We start from the raw sequence: 15,875 nt of genomic DNA, 5'->3' as shown, positions 1-15,875 counted from the left end.
CAGCACGGGCGAGGGAGATTAGCAGGACGGCGGGCGCGCTTGCTACTATCTTCGGCGCTAACCACGGAGCCCACAGTGACCCATCCAACTCTCCACCTCTACGCCGACGCTCAATACGCCAGTCCGTATGCGATGTCCGTGTTCGTCGCACTGCACGAGAAGGCGCTTGCGTTCGAGCTTTCCACGGTCGATCTCGGCAAAAGCGAGAACCAGCAGCCCGATTTCGCAGCGAAGTCGCTCACGCGGCGCGTGCCGACCCTGATCCACGACGGCTTCGCGCTCTCGGAGTCCTCGGCGATTACGGAGTATCTGGACGAAGCGTTTCCCGGCGTTGCGCTCTATCCGGTGGATCGACAACAGCGCGCCCGCGCGCGACAGGTTCAGGCGTGGCTGCGCAGCGATCTCATGCCAATTCGCCAGGAGCGCTCGACCGAGGTCGTGTTCTACGGCCCGACTGCGACGCCACTTTCCGGCGCGGCGCAACTCGCCGCAGACAAGCTCTTTGCGATGGCGGAAGCGCTGCTCGCGCAAGGCGACAAGCATCTCTTCGGTGAATGGTCGATTGCCGACGTGGACCTGGCGTTGATGCTGAACCGTCTGGTTCTGAATGGCGATCCGGTGCCGCAGCGGCTGGCGCAGTACGCCTTGAATCAGTGGCAGCGGCCTTCGGTTCAGCGCTGGCTCAGGCTCGAGAGGCCGCCGCTTTAAGGCGCGCGTCAGCCCGTCTCGAACGCCGTGTGATAGTGCACGTTCGCGGCGGGCACTTCGCCGCACAACGCGATCGCCTGAAAGTATTCAGCGGGGACGCCCGGCAGCACGAGCGTGGCTTCAGGCACGAACCCGAAGCGTGCGTAGTACGCCGGGTCCCCAAGCACGACGCAGCCCGCCGCGCCTCGTGCCCGCAGCGCATCCAGGGCGAGTTTCATCAGCATCGCGCCAATGCCCTGCTTTTGACGCGCAGGTGCGACCGAAATCGGCCCGAGCCCGAACCAGCCGGTCGATCCATCCGAAAGCGCGACGGGCGAAACCGCCACGTGCCCGACGATCTCACCGCCGTCTTCGGCAACCAGTGAAATCGCCAGCGCTCCCGCTTCTCGCAACGCATCGACGATCCGCTGCTCCGTGTGGCTCGTATGCGGCGCATGCCGGAAAGCGGCCTCGGTCAGCGCATGAATGACGGCATGATCGGCAGGGGTTTCTTCGCGGATATGGAGTGGCATGGCGTTCACCGAAGCATCAGAAAATCGAGCGCCCGGTGCGCGTCGTCAACCACTCGAGCGCCAGCGAACCCACCAGCGAATTGCCCGTCGCGTCGAGCCCCGGCGACCACACGCACACCGCGAATTCGCCGGGCAGCACCGCGATAATCCCGCCGCCCACGCCGCTCTTCGCAGGCAAGCCCACGCGGTAGACGAAGTCGCCCGCCGCGTCGTAGGTGCCGCAGGTCAGCATCAGCGCCGAAAGCCGCTTGGCCGAACTCGCGTCGAGCACAGGTTCGCCGCTTGCGGGCGAGACGCCCCCGTTCGCGAGGAACAGCGCCGCGCGCGCCAGTTCGACGCAGCTCATCGAGATCGCGCATTGGCGGCAATAGGCGTCGATCACGGCGTCGGCGGGCATTTCCAGGTTGCCGAAGCTCGCAATGAAATGCGCCATCGCGCGATTGCGCTCGGCGTGCGCGAGTTCCGACTGCGCGACGCGCAGGTCGTAGCCGATGCCAGGTTCGCCCGAGAGCCGCCGCATGAAATCGACGAGCGCGGTTTCCGCCTGCACGAAGCGGCGGCACAGCACGTCGGTCACGACGAGCGCGCCCGCGTTGATGAACGGATTGCGCGGCTTGCCGGCCTCGAATTCGAGCTGCACGAGCGAATTGAACGCCGTGCCCGAGGGCTCGCGGCCCACGCGCTGCCACAGTGCGTCGCCAAGCAGCTGGAAGGCGAGCGTGCATGCGAACAGCTTCGAAATGCTCTGGATGGAAAAGCGCACGTCGGCGTCGCCGGTGCGGTACACCTGGCCGTCCACGGTCACGATGGCCATGCCGAAGTGATCGGCGCGCACTGTGGCGAGTTCGGGAATGTAGTCGGCAACGCGCCCCGTGCCGATATACGGCTGCAGGTCGCGATGGATGGCGTCGAGGATGGGCGTGTAGTCGAACGTGTGATTCATGGGCGGCGCAGGGCAGTCGCGGCGGAGCGCCCGCCGCGGTCCCGCGATTGTAGCGGCTCGCGTTGACCGCCACGGCATCGTTGTGCGCTACTCGCCGTCTGCTTTCATTTCGCGCAGATGCTTGTAGACCGTCGCCCGCCCCATGCCCAGCACCTTCGCCACATAGTTGGCCGAACTCTTGCCCTTGAACGCGCCTTCGGCATACAGCGCCTCAACGAGTTCACGCCGGTGCTCGCGCGTGAGCGAATTGAGCGCGATCTGCCGCTCGCGCAGCCAGCCGTGCAAAAACGTGTTGATGCGCTCCTGCCAGTCGTCCTTGAAGAGTTCGTCGGGCTGCGCGATCACACCCGCGCCGCGCAGGAACAGGTCGAGTGTGGCCTGCACGTCCTGAAACGCGGCGATGTTGAAGTTGATGCACATGACGCCTGCCGCGCGCCCTTCGTCGTCGAACAGCGCCGTGCTCACGCAGCGCATGCGCCGGCCGTCCCAGTTCACCTTCTCGTAGGGGCCGATCAGCTTGTCGCGCGTGGTTTCCTCAACGTCTTCGAGTGCCGAGTCGTCGCCGATCTCGCGCTTCGAAAGATTGTTCGACAGGTAGGCCACGGTCTGGTCCGCGAGGTCGTGAATCACGACTTCCGCGAACGGGAAGAACAGCGTCGTGATGCTGTCCGCCACGTGCGCGTAGCGCGCGAGCAGCAGGTCGCGCGACGTTTGCGGGCTGGCGGTTTTTTTCACACGGATGGTGTCGCTTTCTCGTTTCGGCATCGGGCGGGGACCGGGTTGCGGCAGGAAGGACGTCGATGATACTGCCATCGCTCGACGCCGCGTATCAACGGACGTTGCGCAGATGCTCGTACAGCGCGTGCGCGACGGCCATGTCTTCGAGACCGAGGCCGATCGAGCGGAAAAACGCATGGCGCGCGTAGGCCGGCCGCGGGCACGCGTCGTTGGCGAGTTCCGCGAGATCGCCCACGATCGATTCCGGCGACCAGCCGTGCTCGCGCGCGGCCAGCACCATTTCGCCCGCGCTTTGCGGCGTGGTGTGGCGATAGTCGCAGTAGACGTCGAGCGAGGGGAGCGCTGCCGGATCGATCTCGTGGGCCTGCGCGACGTTCGTGCTGATCGACGTAATGAGCGCGGGCTTCGTGAGGGCGTCCAGCGCGAGAACCGGCTTGCCCGACGAGGTGCACAGCATCACCACGTCGGCGTCGTGCACGCATGCTTCGGTCGTCTGCGCCACGCTTGCGCGTGGGTCGAGCGCACGCAGTTCGGCCTGGCGCGCAGCGTCGCCCGCGAGCTTTGGCGAATACACGCGAATGCTCTCCCACGCGCGCAGCGGCGCAACATGGCGAATGTGCGCGAGCGCGACGGCGCCCGAGCCGATCACGGCGAGGCGCTTCGCCTCGCGCGGCGCGAGCTGGTCGACGGCGAGCGCCGTGGTGCCCGCGGTGCGTTCCGTGGTGAGCAGCGCCGAGTCGCACCACATGAGCGGCTGGCCCGTCGTCATCGACATCAGCGCGGTCCAGGCGGTGATGACAGGCGGCTGGCCTTCGGCGCCCGCGATGTACGGCGAGAGCTTGGCGCCGAACACGCCGGCTTGCGCGAGCACGCCGAGATAGGTGATGAAGTCGCCAGCCTGCTTCGGAAACAGCGTCAGGGTTTGCGGCGGCTGCACGGCGTCGCCGCGGCCCAGCGAGGCGAACAGGCGGCCGAGTTCGCCGCGCACGTCGAGGCTGGGCAGGGCGGCGCGCACCTGGGCGGCATCGACGACGAGCGGCGCGGCGGTAGGTTGGGACGTCATGGTCATGCTGGGGCTCCGGAATCACGGTGTAGACATTTTTGTCCATTCTAGACTTTCTTTTTATTTTTCGTCTATATTCCTCCTGCGGCCGCGGCCCGCGTGAAAGGGCGCCGCACGAAAGCGCACCGCGCTTGAACAGACACTTATTACGATTTGGGTGACGACGATGAACAGGAAGACGATTCGCTTCGCGGCTGCGGCCAGCCTTGCGTGCTTTGCGGGTTTGACGGCGGGCGCGGCGCACGCGCAGGACCCGAAAACGCTGCGCTTCGGCGTGGAGGCGTCCTATCCGCCGTTCGAGAGCAAGACGCCCTCGGGCGATCTGCAAGGCTTCGACATCGATATCGGCAATGCCGTGTGCCAGAAGCTGCAGGTGAAGTGCGTGTGGGTGGAGAACAGCTTCGACGGCCTGATCGCCGCGCTCGAGGCGCGCAAGTTCGACGTCATCAATTCGGCGATGAATATCACCGACAAGCGTCGTCAGCAGATTGCGTTCACGCCCGCCATTTACGTCATGCCGATCCAGATGGTCGCGAAACGCGGCTCGGGTCTCGAGCCCACGCCCGCGAGCCTGAAGGGCAAGTCGGTGGGCGTGCTGCAGGGCTCGACGCAGGAAGACTACGTGCGCAAGCACTGGGGCACGCAAGGCGTGAACGTGGTCACGTATGAGAACCAGGACCAGATTTTCGCGGACCTCGCGGCCGGCCGTCTGGACGCTGCGGTCCAGGAAGTGCAGACCGCCACCGACGGCTTCCTCTCGAAGCCCCAAGGCAAGGGCTTCGACTTTGCGGGTGCGCCGCTCAAGGACCCGTCCACGCTCGGCGAAGGCACCGGCTTCGGCATGCGCAAGGACGACGCGGCGCTCAAGGCCAAGGTGGTCGCGGCCATCGACTCGCTGCGCCAGGACGGCACGCTCACGAAGCTGTCGATGAAGTACTTCGGCCGCGATATCGTCGCGAAGTGATCGTCATGACTTCGGTGTTCAGGGCAGATTCATGACCAGGAGCGCGATCGTTCTCGGCGCGGGCATCGCGGGCGTGAGCGTCGCGCTGCATTTGCAGGCGCGCGGCGTGCAGGTCACGCTCGTCGACCGCCGCGAGCCCGGCGAGGAAACGAGCCACGGCAACGCGGGGTTGATCGAGTCGTCGTCGGTGGTGCCCTACGGGTTCCCGCGCGACTGGCGCACGCTGCTGCGCCTCGTGCGCAACGATTCGACGGTGCTGCGCTATGACGTGCGCTCGCTGCCCGCCTACGCGCGCTGGCTCGCATCGTTCTGGCGCGAGTCGTCGCCAGCGCGACTCGCGCAGGCCGCGCGGGACATGCTGCCGCTCATCGAGCGCAGCGTGGCCGAGCACGACGCGCTCGTCGCCCGTGCGGGCCTGCGCGACATCGTGCGGCCCGTCGGCTGGCTCGAAGCGTGGCGCTCGCCCGCTGGCTTCGAGCGTGAAATGCGTACGGCGCAAGGCGTGGCCGACGCACACGGCCTGCATGTGCAGATGTTCGACGCGCTCGGCTTGCGCGCGCTGGAGTCTTCGCTTGCTGACGGCTATGCGGGCGCGATCCACTGGATCGATCCCGCGAGCGTGGCGGACCCGGGCGCGTTGACGAAGGGTTACGCACAACTGTTTCTGCGCGACGGCGGCACGTTCGCGCGCGGCGATGCGCGCACGCTCGCAGCCGACGGCAAGGGCTGGCGCGTGCAGACCGCCGACGGTCCGGTGAGCGCCGAGCTTGCCGTCGTCGCGCTCGGTCCGTGGTCGGACCTCGTGACGCAGCCGCTCGGTTACCGCGTGCCGCTCATGGTCAAGCGCGGTTATCACATGCACTACGCGAGCGAGGCGCGCGCGCCGCTCGTGCGTCCGGTGGTGGATATCGAAGGCGGCTACGTGGTCGCGCCGATGCGCCGCGGCCTGCGGCTCACGACGGGCGTGGAGCTTGCCACGCGCGAGCGTCCGCCGAACTACGCGCAGCTCGACGCGGCGGAGCGCGAGGCGCGCCCCGTGTTCGGCCTGGGCGCCCGGCTCGACGAAACACCGTGGATGGGTTTGCGCCCCTGCACGCCCGACATGCGTCCGGTGCTTGGGCCCGCGCCGCGTCATAACGGGTTGTGGTTCGCGTTTGGCCACAACCACCATGGCCTCACGCTCGGGCCGGTCACGGCGCGCCTCCTTGCCGAGCAAATCGTCGGCGAAACGCCGTTTATCGATCCCGCGCCGTATTTGCCCGCGCGCTTCGGCTAAACCCGGCGGGTCAGTGTGCCCCCGCCGCGCCGCCGCCTCCGCCGCCCCTCGTCGACTTCGTGATCCAGATAAGCGGAATGATCACGAGAAAGATGACCGCCGAGATATAGAAAATGTCGTTGAGCCCCATCATGGCGGCTTGCGAAGTGAGCTGGAAGTCGAACAGCGCGCGGGCGGACGGCTCGCTCAGATTCAGCACCTTCTGGGTCTGTTCGATTGCCTGGACGAAAATCGGATTGCTGACCGAAGCCTGCTCGGTGAGCCGCGCGTGATGCAGGATCGTGCGGTTGTTCCAGGCATTCGTCGCGATCGACGTGCCCACCGCGCCGCAGAACACACGCACGAAGTTCGAGAGGCCCGCCGCCGCCGGCACGCGGCTCGGCGGCTGTCCCGAGAGAATGATGGCCGTGAGCGGCACGAAGAAGAGCGCCATGGGGATGCCTTGCAGCAGCGTGGGCAGCACGAGATGGAAGGTGTCGATTTCGAGCACGTACCGCGAGCGCATGTAGAACACCCCGGCGAACAGCACGAACGCGATCGTCGCGATGATGCGCGCGTCGGAGCGCGGCAGGAGCCGCCCCACCACGGGCGAGAGCAGCAGCGCGAAGATGCCCAGCGGCGCGGTGACGAGGCCCGCATCCACCGAGCGGTAATTCAGGTACTCCTGCATCCATTGCGGCAATAACACGAGATTGCCGAAGAACACGCCATAGGCCACAGAAATTGCGATCGTGCCGCCCAGAAAATTCCGTTGTCCGAACAAACGCAAATCGACGATCGGGTGGTCCTCGGTCAGCTCCCAGATCAGAAAGAACGCGAAGCTGATGAGCGCGACAAGGCCGAGCGTGACGATCACGGGCGAGTTGAACCAGTCGAGGTCCTTGCCTTTGTCCAGCATGATCTGGAGCGAGGCGACCCACGCAATCAAGAGGCCGAGGCCCACCACGTCGATGGGCGGCTTGCGCGTGGCCGATTCGCGGTTGCGGTAGATCGACCACGTCACGAAGGCCGCGAAAATGCCCACCGGAATGTTGATATAGAAGATCCACGCCCAGTTGTAGCTATCGGTGATCCAGCCGCCTAGCGCCGGACCCGCGATCGGGCCGACGGTCGTCGTCATGGCCCAGAACGCGAGCGCGCTCGCCGATTTGTCCTTCGGCCAGGAGCCGAGCAGGATGGCCTGCGAGAGCGGAATGAGCGGGCCGGCCACGGCGCCTTGCAGCACGCGCGCGACGAGGAGGAAGGGCAGGGTCGGCGCGATGCCGCACAGCCACGACGCCAGCACGAACGAGAGGATCGAGGTGATGAACAGGCGCACCTGGCCAAAGCGCTGCGTGAGCCAGCCGGTGAGCGGAATGGAAACGGCGTTGGCCGCCGCGAACACGGTGATGACCCACGTGCCTTCGTCCACGGAAACGCCCATGTCGCCGGAGATGGTCGGGATGGCGACGTTGGCGATCGACGTGTCGAGCACGTTCATGAAGGTCGCAAGCGACACCGCGATGGTGCCGAGGAGCAGCTTGCCTCCCTGGAGCGGCGGCGGTGGCGCGGGCGGCGGCGATGCAGCGGCGGGTTGGTTCAAGCGTGTTCTCCGCGTGTTCGGTTTGCGGCACAGGATACCTGCAATCGTCCTGGGTCATCGCCGGCCGCGGAGCATCCCCATGCGGCGCAGGGTGATCGTGCTTGCGAACGGCTTTCGCGCGCGATGGCTCGGCTTTATGTAACGCCAGGAAATGGAGTCTTTCATACACGCGGCGCGCGGCGAGCGTATCCTTGCGCCTGCTGCGCGCCGCGCAAAAAGCGTGCACTGGACACACAATACGTTCGTAAGCACTGGGGAGGTCCGACCATGAGCTGGGAAGCATTTGAAGGGGGCTGGCGTCTCGCGCCGGCCGATGGCGCCGCGCGCGCGCTCGTCGTGCTGCTCCACGGCGTAGGGAGCAACGCACAGGACCTCACGCCGCTCGCCGACGTGTGGCGCGATGCGCTGCCGGGCGTCGCATTCGTGTCGCTCGACGGCAGCGAACCGTTCGACGGCGGCTTTGGCGGACGCCAGTGGTTCAGCCTGCGCGACATCAGCGAGAGCAATCGCGAGGCGCGCGTCGTGGCCGCTTCGCAGGTGTTCGAGCGCCGGCTCGAGGCCGAACTCGCCCACTGGGGGCTCGGCCACGACGCGCTCGCGCTGGTGGGCTTCTCGCAAGGCTCGATCATGTCGCTCTACCACGTGGCCACGCAGGCGGCCGGCGCGGCGGCCGTGGTCGCCTATGCGGGCCGGCTCGTCACGCCCGTGGTCGCGAAAAGCCGCACGATGCTCACGCTCGTGCACGGCGAGGACGACGAGGTGATTCCGGCGAGCGAACTGGAGCGCGCCGCCGTCGCGTTCAGCGACGCGGGCTTTGCCGTCACCGCTTTCGCGCTGCCGGGCGTGGGCCACACGATCACGCCGCAGGGCGTCATGCTCGGGCGCGACGCGCTGGTGCGCGCGCTCGCACATGTCTGATTGCCCCGTCTACCGGATGGCTGACGGGGTACGAGGTCGGACCCCGTTAAGCCGCGAAAATATGCCTTAATGCAGGGAAATCGGTATAAAAGGGCAGCCGTATAAGCCCGCAGTGTCGTATTTCGGCCATATTTTCCGGATAACCTATGCAGTTATTTCTGGACCGGCTAAAGTTCGCGCCGGTCGCGGCCGTTAATACGGGGAGTCGCCGCGACCTTATCGGCCGCGTAGGCCCGTTCCGCCCGGCGCGCGGCTAGTTCGCGCTGCCTGGATGAGGCTGCCATCGGGAATGCCATCCGTCGGCGCATCGTCTGCCGGGTCGCCAAAGAAACCGAACATCAGACCAATATGGCCCGAGCCAAGCCGCATTCTCTCTTTTCCAAAAGGCTGTTCCGCCAGGACGTGGCGCTCGATCTCGGTACGGCCAACACGCTGATCTATACCGCCGACAAAGGCATCGTGCTGAACCAGCCCTCCGTGGTCTGCTTCGAGCGGCGCGCGGGCGCGAGCGAGACGACGGTGGCCGCGGTGGGCCGCGAGGCGAAGGATCTGCTCGGCCGCGCGCCGGCCAATCTGGAAACGGTGCGGCCGCTTTCGCACGGCGTGATCGCCAATTTTTCCGCTGCCGAACACATGATGCGCCGCTTCGTGGCGATGGCGCAGCCGCGCCGTCTGCTCGGACGCCGTGCCGCATTCACGGTGTGCGTGCCGGCGGGGGCGACGCGCGTCGAGCGCCGCGCCATTCGCGAGGCGGCCTTCGCGGCGGGCGCCGCGAGCGTGAACCTGATTGGCGAGTCGCTCGCTTCGGCGCTGGGTGCGGGGCTGCCGGTGCATGCGGCAACGGGCTCGATGGTCGTGGATATCGGCGGCGGCACCACGGAAGTGGGCATCGTCGCGCTGGGCGGCGTGGCGTGCAGCGGGTCGGTGCGCGTGGGCGGCGACCAGTTCGACCGCGCGATCGTCGACCATGTGCGCACGCTCTATGGCGTCGTGCTGGGCGACCAGACCGCCGAACACCTGAAAAAGTCGATTGGCTGCGCGCTCTACGGCGAACCCGTCGAACGCATGCGCGCGACCGGGCGCAGCATGGAAGACGGCCTGCCGCGCACGGTCGAGATCACGAGCCACGACGTGGCGGACGCGCTGGCCGCGCCGTTGCGTCTCGTGATCAACGCGGTGCGGCAGGTGCTCGAGACGGCGCCCGCCGAACTCGTCACCGATATCGCCGATAGCGGCATCGTGCTCACGGGCGGCGGCTCGCTGCTCCAGCGGCTCGATCAGTGTCTCGCCGCCGAGCTCGGCGTGACCGTGCGCGTGGCCGACGAGCCGCTTACCTGCGCGGTGCGCGGCGCGGGCGCGGCGGCCTCGCTCATGAACGAGCACGTCTTCGAATTCGTCGAATAACGGCGCCAGCCGACTGGCGACGAAGCGGCGCTGCGGGAGCGCGCCGCCGCGCCAGGTGCAAGCGGCGCGGGCGTGGGACAATACGCCACTTTGCCGGCGTGCGCCGCGAAGGGCTGCCCGCAAGCCTTCGCAGTGCGCCGCTGTCCCGTTGTCTCCACATCGTCCAGCCGTGAATCCAGCCGTTTTTCCGGCCCCCGGTACGTTCGTCGAACTGCCTGGCGGCCTGCCTATGCCCTATATCGAACGGGGCGAGGGCGAACTCCTTCTCTTCGTGCACGGCTCGCTGTGCGACTACCGTTACTGGCAGCCGCAGCTGGCCGGCCTCGCGCCGCACTATCGCTGTGTTTCGGTGAGTCTCACGCATTACTGGCCCGCCGGGGACGCCGCACGCGCTCAGCCCTTCAGCTGGCGGCAGCACGCGGATGACCTTGCCGCGTTCGTCGAGGCCATGGGTGCTGGCCCGGCACACGTGATCGGCCATTCGCGCGGCGGCCTTGTGTCGTTCCAGTTCGCGCGGCGTCATCCGCAGCACGTGCGCACGCTCACGCTCGCCGACCCGGGCGGCCCGGTGCAGCAGCCGGGCCAGACGCTCGCCACGCTGCCTGAGACCGTCAATGCGCTGCGCGCCCGCGCGGTGGCGCTGATCGAATCGGGCCAGGTGGACGCGGGGCTGGAGCTGTTCGTCGATTCGGTGAGCCGGCCCGGCTTCTGGGCGAAGAGTACGCACGCGTTTCGCCGCATGGCCACCGACAACGCCCACACGCTTGCGCCGCAGTTTCAGGATCCGCTGCCCGCGTACACGCGCGAGCACGCCGCCGAAGTGCAATGCCCCGTGCTGCTGATCGATGGCGAGTTGAGTCCCGAAGTGTTTCACCGGGCCGTGGCCGCGCTCGAAGCCTGGTTGCCCGATGCGCGCCGCGCGACGGTGGCGGGCGCATCGCATGGAATGAATCTGGCGCGGCCCGCGGCGTTCAACGAAATGATCGATCGATTCGTGAGCGGGCACGGACGCTGAGGCACACTAAGGCACACTGAGCCGCCCAGACGCGCGCTGATGCAAAAATGGCGGCCCCGCAAAGGGGCCGCCATTTTTTAACTGCGGGAAATGTCGCAGTCCGAACGACCTGTGCTTAGTCGCGGCCGTGCGCGTGTGCGTCCAGCTTGTGCTCGGCAGCCTCGCCCACGAGGCCCGCATAGTAGAGGTGCACGCCGATCGCGAGCGAATCGTTGCGGATTTCGTGGAAGGCCTTCCATGCCTTCGCGGGATCCTTGAACACCAGATAGTGCGCTTCCTGCGAAACGAGGCGGGCGACCTGGTGCAGGCCGTGGCCGTTGAGTGCGTTCACGAGATGATCGAGGCTGCGGTGCGTGCGCGCGTCGGTGCGCGGATACAGCATGTGCAGCACGGCAACGCGTTCGTTGGCGAGCGCCGCCGACAGTGCGACCACGATGTCCTGATGATTGAGTGCCGTGACGACGGCGCCCTCTGCTTGTTCGTCTTCTGCGAACAGGGTATCGACCGAGATGTTCATCTGTTGCTTCCTTACGTTTTGCTTTAAGCGCGTGTGGCGGTGAAAAGCCCGCGAGTGGTACCGGGCTAGATTACAAAATGCAAGTAATGGAAAACCCTTGCATGTCAAGCAGTATCGCAAAGATAGGGTGCGACATGTTGCGCTGCAAGAGAAAAATATTGTTGCAGGAATCGGCGTTAAGGAAGCCGCAAGCTTGGCAGTGTTGCGGTCTTGAGGAGGGATTGTTGCTGGCTGCGCTATCAATCGATGCTGCGCCGCGCCGTAGAATGCGGCATGCGGTCGCAGCACTGCCGGCCCGGACGAATGGGTACCCGGCGGCTGCGTCCTGTTGCGCGAAGTTTTGCGAAGTTTTTGCGAAGTGACAGCAATTCAAGGACACACAATGATCGACTCGAAGACACACGCCACGCTCACGATCCCCGGCCAGGCTGAAGGCGTTCAGCTGCCGGTCTACAAGGGCACCATCGGCCCGGACGTGATCGACATCCGCAAGCTGTATGGCCAGACCGGCATGTTCACGTACGACCCGGGCTTCATGTCCACGGCGGCGTGCAACTCGGCGATCACCTATATCGACGGCGACAAGGGCGAATTGCTCTACCGCGGCTACCCAATCGACAACCTCGCGCAAAACGCCGACTTCCTCGAAAGCTGCTACCTCCTGCTCAAGGGCGAGCTGCCCACGCAGCAGCAGAAAGACGAATTCGTCTCGATGGTCACGAACCACACGATGGTTCATGAGCAAATGCACTTCTTTTTCCGGGGGTTCCGCCGTGACGCACATCCGATGGCGATTCTGGTGGCGGCGGTCGGCGCACTGTCCGCGTTCTATCACGACTCGCTCGACATCAACGACCCGACGCATCGCGAGGTGTCTGCGATCCGCATGATCGCCAAGCTGCCGACGCTCGTGGCCATGGCGTACAAGTACACCATCGGCCAGCCGTTCGTGTATCCGCAGAACGATCTGTCGTACAGCGCGAACTTCATGCGCATGATGTTCTCCGCGCCGAGCGAAGAGTACAAGGTCAACGACGTGCTCGTGCGCGCGCTCGACCGCATCCTCATCCTGCACGCCGACCACGAGCAGAACGCTTCGACCTCCACGGTGCGTCTCGCGGGTTCGTCGGGCGCGAACCCGTTCGCATGTATCGCGGCGGGTATCGCTTGCCTGTGGGGCCCGGCGCACGGTGGCGCGAACGAAGCCGCGCTGAACATGCTCGAAGAAATCGGTTCGGTCGATAACATTCCGAAGTTCATCGAGCAGGTGAAGGACAAGAACTCGGGCGTGAAGCTGATGGGCTTCGGCCACCGCGTGTACAAGAACTACGACCCGCGTGCGAAGCTCATGCGCGAGACGTGCTACGAAGTGCTGAACGAACTCGGCCTGCATGATGACCCGCTCTTCAAGCTCGCCATGCAGCTCGAAAAGATCGCGCTCGAAGACGAATACTTCGTGTCGCGCAAGCTGTACCCGAACGTCGACTTCTACTCGGGCATCGTGCAGCGCGCACTGGGCATCCCGACCTCGATGTTCACGTGTATCTTCGCGATGGCGCGCACGGTGGGCTGGATTGCGCAGTGGAACGAGATGATTGCCGACCCCGAGCAGAAGATTGGCCGTCCGCGTCAGCTGTTCGTCGGCGAAACGGTGCGTGAGGCCAAGCCGATCTCGCAACGCTGATGCTTTGAGCGCGCCGCTTGCGGCGTGCGCCACGCTGTGCCTCCACGGGCGCCCGCACGTTACGTCGTGCCGGCGCCCGCAATTTTTTCCGCGCACGTTCCTTGCTCGCGCCGGGATTTGCCACCGATTTCGCGCGTATCCTTCGCATATTCTTCACGCATTGGCTGCCAACGCGTGCGCCGAAGCCACTACAATCATCCGCAAGCGAACCGTACCGTAACCATTTGCATGGGACCCAGGAGGCACGCAATGCAGGATCCTGAAACACTCGGGGGCGTCACGCGCTCAAGCGGCGTGGATCATCCCGCTCAAGAGACCGACGGCGCATTCATCGCGCCTGAAACACCCGAGGTCGCCAGCGCCGACCAGCATGTGCTGAAGTCGGGTGGCACCTTCATCGTCAACGATCCGCTTGGCGATATCACCGGCATCGACGACGGCCTCTTCGTCAACGACACGCGCGTGCTCTCGTCGCTGCGTCTCACGTTCGGCGGGCGCGTGCCGTCGCTGCTCTCGGGCAGCGTGAGCAGCGACAACGCCGTGTTCACGGCCCACCTCACCAATCGTCCGCTGCCGCCGCTTGGCGGCACCACCACGCCCGAAGGCGTGATTCACGTGCAGCGCGAGCGCGTGCTCTCCGGCACGATGATGACCGAGGCCATCGAACTCACGAACTACGGCACCGAAGACGCCGTGGTGCCGCTCTCCATCTCGTTCGCGAGCGACTTCCGCGACATGTTCGAAGTGCGTGGCCTGAAGCGGGAAAAACGCGGCACGCTCATGCCGCCGCGCGTGGAAGACGGCGAGGTGCGGCTCGAATACATCGGGCTCGACCACGTGGCGCGGCGCGTGCGGATCGAGTTCTCGCCCACGCCGAGCAAGCTCCTCGCCGACCGCGCGGACTTCACGGTCGATCTGCCCGCGCAGGCCTGCGTCTCGATCTATCTCACGGTGGCGATCGAAGTGGAGGCGCTGCCCGACGCCGCGCCCGGCACGCAAAGCGCGGGCATCTTCCAGCCGCCCCATTGCCTCGCGAACTCGCAGGAGCAGCGCGTGGGACGCGCGGCCGTGCGCGCCGCGCTGGTCGACTCGCACATCGTGATGCGCGAACGCCGCCGCGCGGCGGCGCGCCTGCGCTCGAGCAATCCGCTCTTCAATGCGTGGATCAACCGCTCGATTGCCGATCTGGGGCTGCTCACCACCGACCTGCCGACCGGCCCGTATCCGTATGCGGGCATCCCGTGGTTCTCCACGCCGTTCGGCCGCGACGCGGTCATCACGTCGCTGCAAACGCTGTGGCTCACGCCCGCGCTCGCGCGCGGCGTGCTGCGTTTTCTCGCCGAGCATCAGGCGCGCGAGAACTCCGCGTTCCGCGACGCGGCGGTCGGCAAGATCATGCACGAAATGCGCAAGAGCGAAATGGCCGCCACGGGCGAAGTGCCGTTCGCGCTCTACTACGGCGGGGTCGACACCACGCCGCTCTTCGTCGTGCTGGCGGGCGCGTACGTCGAACGCACCGGCGACGTCTCGCTAATCGACGAGTTGTGGCCGGCGCTCGAGCGCGCAGCGGCCTGGGTCGCAGGTGTGTGCGACCGCAACAAACTCGGTTTGCTCGACTACCGGCGCGAATCGGAAGGCGGGCTCGCGAACCAGGGCTGGAAAGACAGCCACGACTCGGTGTTCCATGCGGACGGCCGTTTCCCCGATGGCCCGATCGCGCTCGTCGAAGTGCAGGCGTACGCGAGCGCGGCGTTCGAGACGATGTCGCGCTTCGCCACGCATCGCGGCCAGGTGGAAGACGCGGCGCGCTACGCCGCGCGCGCCGCGAAAATCCGCCGCTGCGTGGAGGAGAAGTTCTGGATGCCGGAGTCGGAGTTCTACGGCATTGCGCTCGACGGTCACGGCGAACTGTGTCGCGTGCTCGCTTCGAATGCGGGGCATCTGCTTGCGTTTGGGCTGCCGCAGGAGGAGCGCGGCCGCGCGGTGGCGGAAGTGCTCGAATCGGCGCTGTTCCACACGGGCTGGGGCGTGCGCACGCTCGCGGCGGGGCAGGCGCGTTTCAACCCCATGGCGTACCACAACGGCTCGGTCTGGCCGCACGACAATGCGCTGTGCGCGCGCGGTCTTGCGCGCTATGGCCGCAAGGCCGCAGCGGTGCGCTTGCTGCAGGCGCTGTTCGAGGCCGCGGTGACGTTCGACATGCGTTTGCCCGAGCTTTTCTGCGGGTTCCCGCGCCGACGCGGCGAGCCGCCGACGGCGTATCCGGTGGCTTGCCTGCCGCAAGCGTGGGCCGCGGGTTCGCCGTTCATGATGCTCGAAGCGTGTCTTGGCGTGACGATCGACGCAGCGCGCAACGAGGTGCGTGTCGAGCAGCCCATGCTGCCCGAAGGCATCGACTGGCTCGAAGTGGGCGATCTGCGCGTGGGCAAGAATACGGTGACGCTGATGTTCCGCCGCGTGGACGGCAAGGTGGTGGCATCGGCCGATCGTAGCGATGTGAAGGTCGTGGCGTTGCTGTGAGGGAGTTTGGCGCGGGTTTTCAAGGCCCGCG

The 15,875-nt window shown here is 66.2% G+C and carries 14 protein-coding genes; 8 read left to right on the top strand and 6 right to left on the bottom strand.

All coding sequences use genetic code 11. The annotated features are described in order from the left end of the window. Positions 1-75: 75 nt before the first annotated feature. Entirely contained in the window at positions 76-708 is a 633-nt protein-coding gene (gene yfcF, locus U5A58_RS15400) for a glutathione transferase (protein ID WP_321962044.1), read from the top strand. Positions 709-716: 8 nt separating this feature from the next. On the opposite strand, the gene U5A58_RS15395 is transcribed toward yfcF, so the two are convergent. The 4 genes from U5A58_RS15395 to U5A58_RS15380 form a co-directional block, all read right to left on the bottom strand. Next, positions 717-1,220: an N-acetyltransferase gene (locus U5A58_RS15395; protein WP_321962043.1), complete on the bottom strand. Its 504-nt coding sequence runs from the start codon at positions 1,218-1,220 to the stop codon at positions 717-719. 16 nt (positions 1,221-1,236) lie between these two features. Beyond that, on the bottom strand, positions 1,237-2,163 hold the full coding sequence (locus U5A58_RS15390) for a glutaminase (RefSeq protein ID WP_321962042.1): 927 nt from the start codon (positions 2,161-2,163) through the stop codon (positions 1,237-1,239). Positions 2,164-2,250: 87 nt separating this feature from the next. After that, positions 2,251-2,928, bottom strand: coding sequence for a transcriptional regulator (locus U5A58_RS15385; protein WP_321962041.1), 678 nt, complete (start codon positions 2,926-2,928; stop codon positions 2,251-2,253). 64 nt (positions 2,929-2,992) lie between these two features. Next, positions 2,993-3,964, bottom strand: coding sequence for an ornithine cyclodeaminase family protein (locus U5A58_RS15380; RefSeq protein WP_321962153.1), 972 nt, complete (start codon positions 3,962-3,964; stop codon positions 2,993-2,995). A gap of 166 nt (positions 3,965-4,130) precedes the next feature. On the opposite strand from U5A58_RS15380, the gene U5A58_RS15375 reads away from it, so the two are divergent. After that, a complete protein-coding gene (locus U5A58_RS15375; RefSeq protein ID WP_321914585.1) occupies positions 4,131-4,928 on the top strand; it encodes an ABC transporter substrate-binding protein in 798 nt (265 codons plus the stop codon). 31 nt (positions 4,929-4,959) lie between these two features. After that, positions 4,960-6,204: an FAD-binding oxidoreductase gene (locus U5A58_RS15370; RefSeq protein ID WP_321962040.1), complete on the top strand. Its 1,245-nt coding sequence runs from the start codon at positions 4,960-4,962 to the stop codon at positions 6,202-6,204. A 10-nt stretch (positions 6,205-6,214) separates the two neighbouring features. Here the strand turns inward: U5A58_RS15370 and U5A58_RS15365 are convergent, their stop codons facing one another. Next, positions 6,215-7,786: a DHA2 family efflux MFS transporter permease subunit gene (locus U5A58_RS15365; protein WP_321962039.1), complete on the bottom strand. Its 1,572-nt coding sequence runs from the start codon at positions 7,784-7,786 to the stop codon at positions 6,215-6,217. A 267-nt stretch (positions 7,787-8,053) separates the two neighbouring features. On the opposite strand from U5A58_RS15365, the gene U5A58_RS15360 reads away from it, so the two are divergent. From U5A58_RS15360 to U5A58_RS15350, 3 genes are all read left to right on the top strand, one after another. Beyond that, entirely contained in the window at positions 8,054-8,704 is a 651-nt protein-coding gene (locus U5A58_RS15360; protein ID WP_321962038.1) for an alpha/beta hydrolase, read from the top strand. 348 nt (positions 8,705-9,052) lie between these two features. Continuing rightward, a complete protein-coding gene (locus U5A58_RS15355; RefSeq protein WP_321914589.1) occupies positions 9,053-10,108 on the top strand; it encodes a rod shape-determining protein in 1,056 nt (351 codons plus the stop codon). A 229-nt stretch (positions 10,109-10,337) separates the two neighbouring features. Next, positions 10,338-11,123 carry an alpha/beta hydrolase gene (locus U5A58_RS15350; protein ID WP_321962152.1) on the top strand — a complete coding sequence of 262 codons (786 nt, stop codon included), beginning with the start codon at positions 10,338-10,340 and terminating at the stop codon, positions 11,121-11,123. Positions 11,124-11,238: 115 nt separating this feature from the next. Here the strand turns inward: U5A58_RS15350 and U5A58_RS15345 are convergent, their stop codons facing one another. Continuing rightward, on the bottom strand, positions 11,239-11,640 hold the full coding sequence (locus U5A58_RS15345; RefSeq protein ID WP_321914590.1) for a hypothetical protein: 402 nt from the start codon (positions 11,638-11,640) through the stop codon (positions 11,239-11,241). A gap of 382 nt (positions 11,641-12,022) precedes the next feature. Here U5A58_RS15345 and gltA point away from each other — a divergent pair, with 382 nt between their 5' ends. Both gltA and U5A58_RS15335 read left to right on the top strand, forming a co-directional pair. Further along, on the top strand, positions 12,023-13,324 hold the full coding sequence (gene gltA, locus U5A58_RS15340) for a citrate synthase (RefSeq protein ID WP_321962037.1): 1,302 nt from the start codon (positions 12,023-12,025) through the stop codon (positions 13,322-13,324). 249 nt (positions 13,325-13,573) lie between these two features. After that, on the top strand, positions 13,574-15,844 hold the full coding sequence (locus tag U5A58_RS15335; protein WP_321914592.1) for an amylo-alpha-1,6-glucosidase: 2,271 nt from the start codon (positions 13,574-13,576) through the stop codon (positions 15,842-15,844). Positions 15,845-15,875 lie beyond the last annotated feature (31 nt).

Origin of the sequence: Paraburkholderia sp. J7 (genome assembly GCF_905220155.1) — a bacterium.
Taxonomy (GTDB): domain Bacteria; phylum Pseudomonadota; class Gammaproteobacteria; order Burkholderiales; family Burkholderiaceae; genus Paraburkholderia.
Note: the sequence above shows the minus strand (reverse complement) of the source record. Positions and strands in the feature narration are given on the sequence as shown.

Coding starts and splice junctions, on each gene's coding strand:
- U5A58_RS15395 (WP_321962043.1), bottom strand. CDS start 1,220: ATGCCACTCCATATCCGCGAAGAAACCCCTGCCGATCATGCCGTCATT.
- U5A58_RS15390 (WP_321962042.1), bottom strand. CDS start 2,163: ATGAATCACACGTTCGACTACACGCCCATCCTCGACGCCATCCATCGC.
- U5A58_RS15385 (WP_321962041.1), bottom strand. CDS start 2,928: ATGCCGAAACGAGAAAGCGACACCATCCGTGTGAAAAAAACCGCCAGC.
- U5A58_RS15380 (WP_321962153.1), bottom strand. CDS start 3,964: ATGACGTCCCAACCTACCGCCGCGCCGCTCGTCGTCGATGCCGCCCAG.
- U5A58_RS15375 (WP_321914585.1), top strand. CDS start 4,131: ATGAACAGGAAGACGATTCGCTTCGCGGCTGCGGCCAGCCTTGCGTGC.
- U5A58_RS15370 (WP_321962040.1), top strand. CDS start 4,960: ATGACCAGGAGCGCGATCGTTCTCGGCGCGGGCATCGCGGGCGTGAGC.
- U5A58_RS15360 (WP_321962038.1), top strand. CDS start 8,054: ATGAGCTGGGAAGCATTTGAAGGGGGCTGGCGTCTCGCGCCGGCCGAT.
- U5A58_RS15355 (WP_321914589.1), top strand. CDS start 9,053: ATGGCCCGAGCCAAGCCGCATTCTCTCTTTTCCAAAAGGCTGTTCCGC.
- U5A58_RS15350 (WP_321962152.1), top strand. CDS start 10,338: ATGCCCTATATCGAACGGGGCGAGGGCGAACTCCTTCTCTTCGTGCAC.
- U5A58_RS15345 (WP_321914590.1), bottom strand. CDS start 11,640: ATGAACATCTCGGTCGATACCCTGTTCGCAGAAGACGAACAAGCAGAG.
- gltA (WP_321962037.1), top strand. CDS start 12,023: ATGATCGACTCGAAGACACACGCCACGCTCACGATCCCCGGCCAGGCT.
- U5A58_RS15335 (WP_321914592.1), top strand. CDS start 13,574: ATGCAGGATCCTGAAACACTCGGGGGCGTCACGCGCTCAAGCGGCGTG.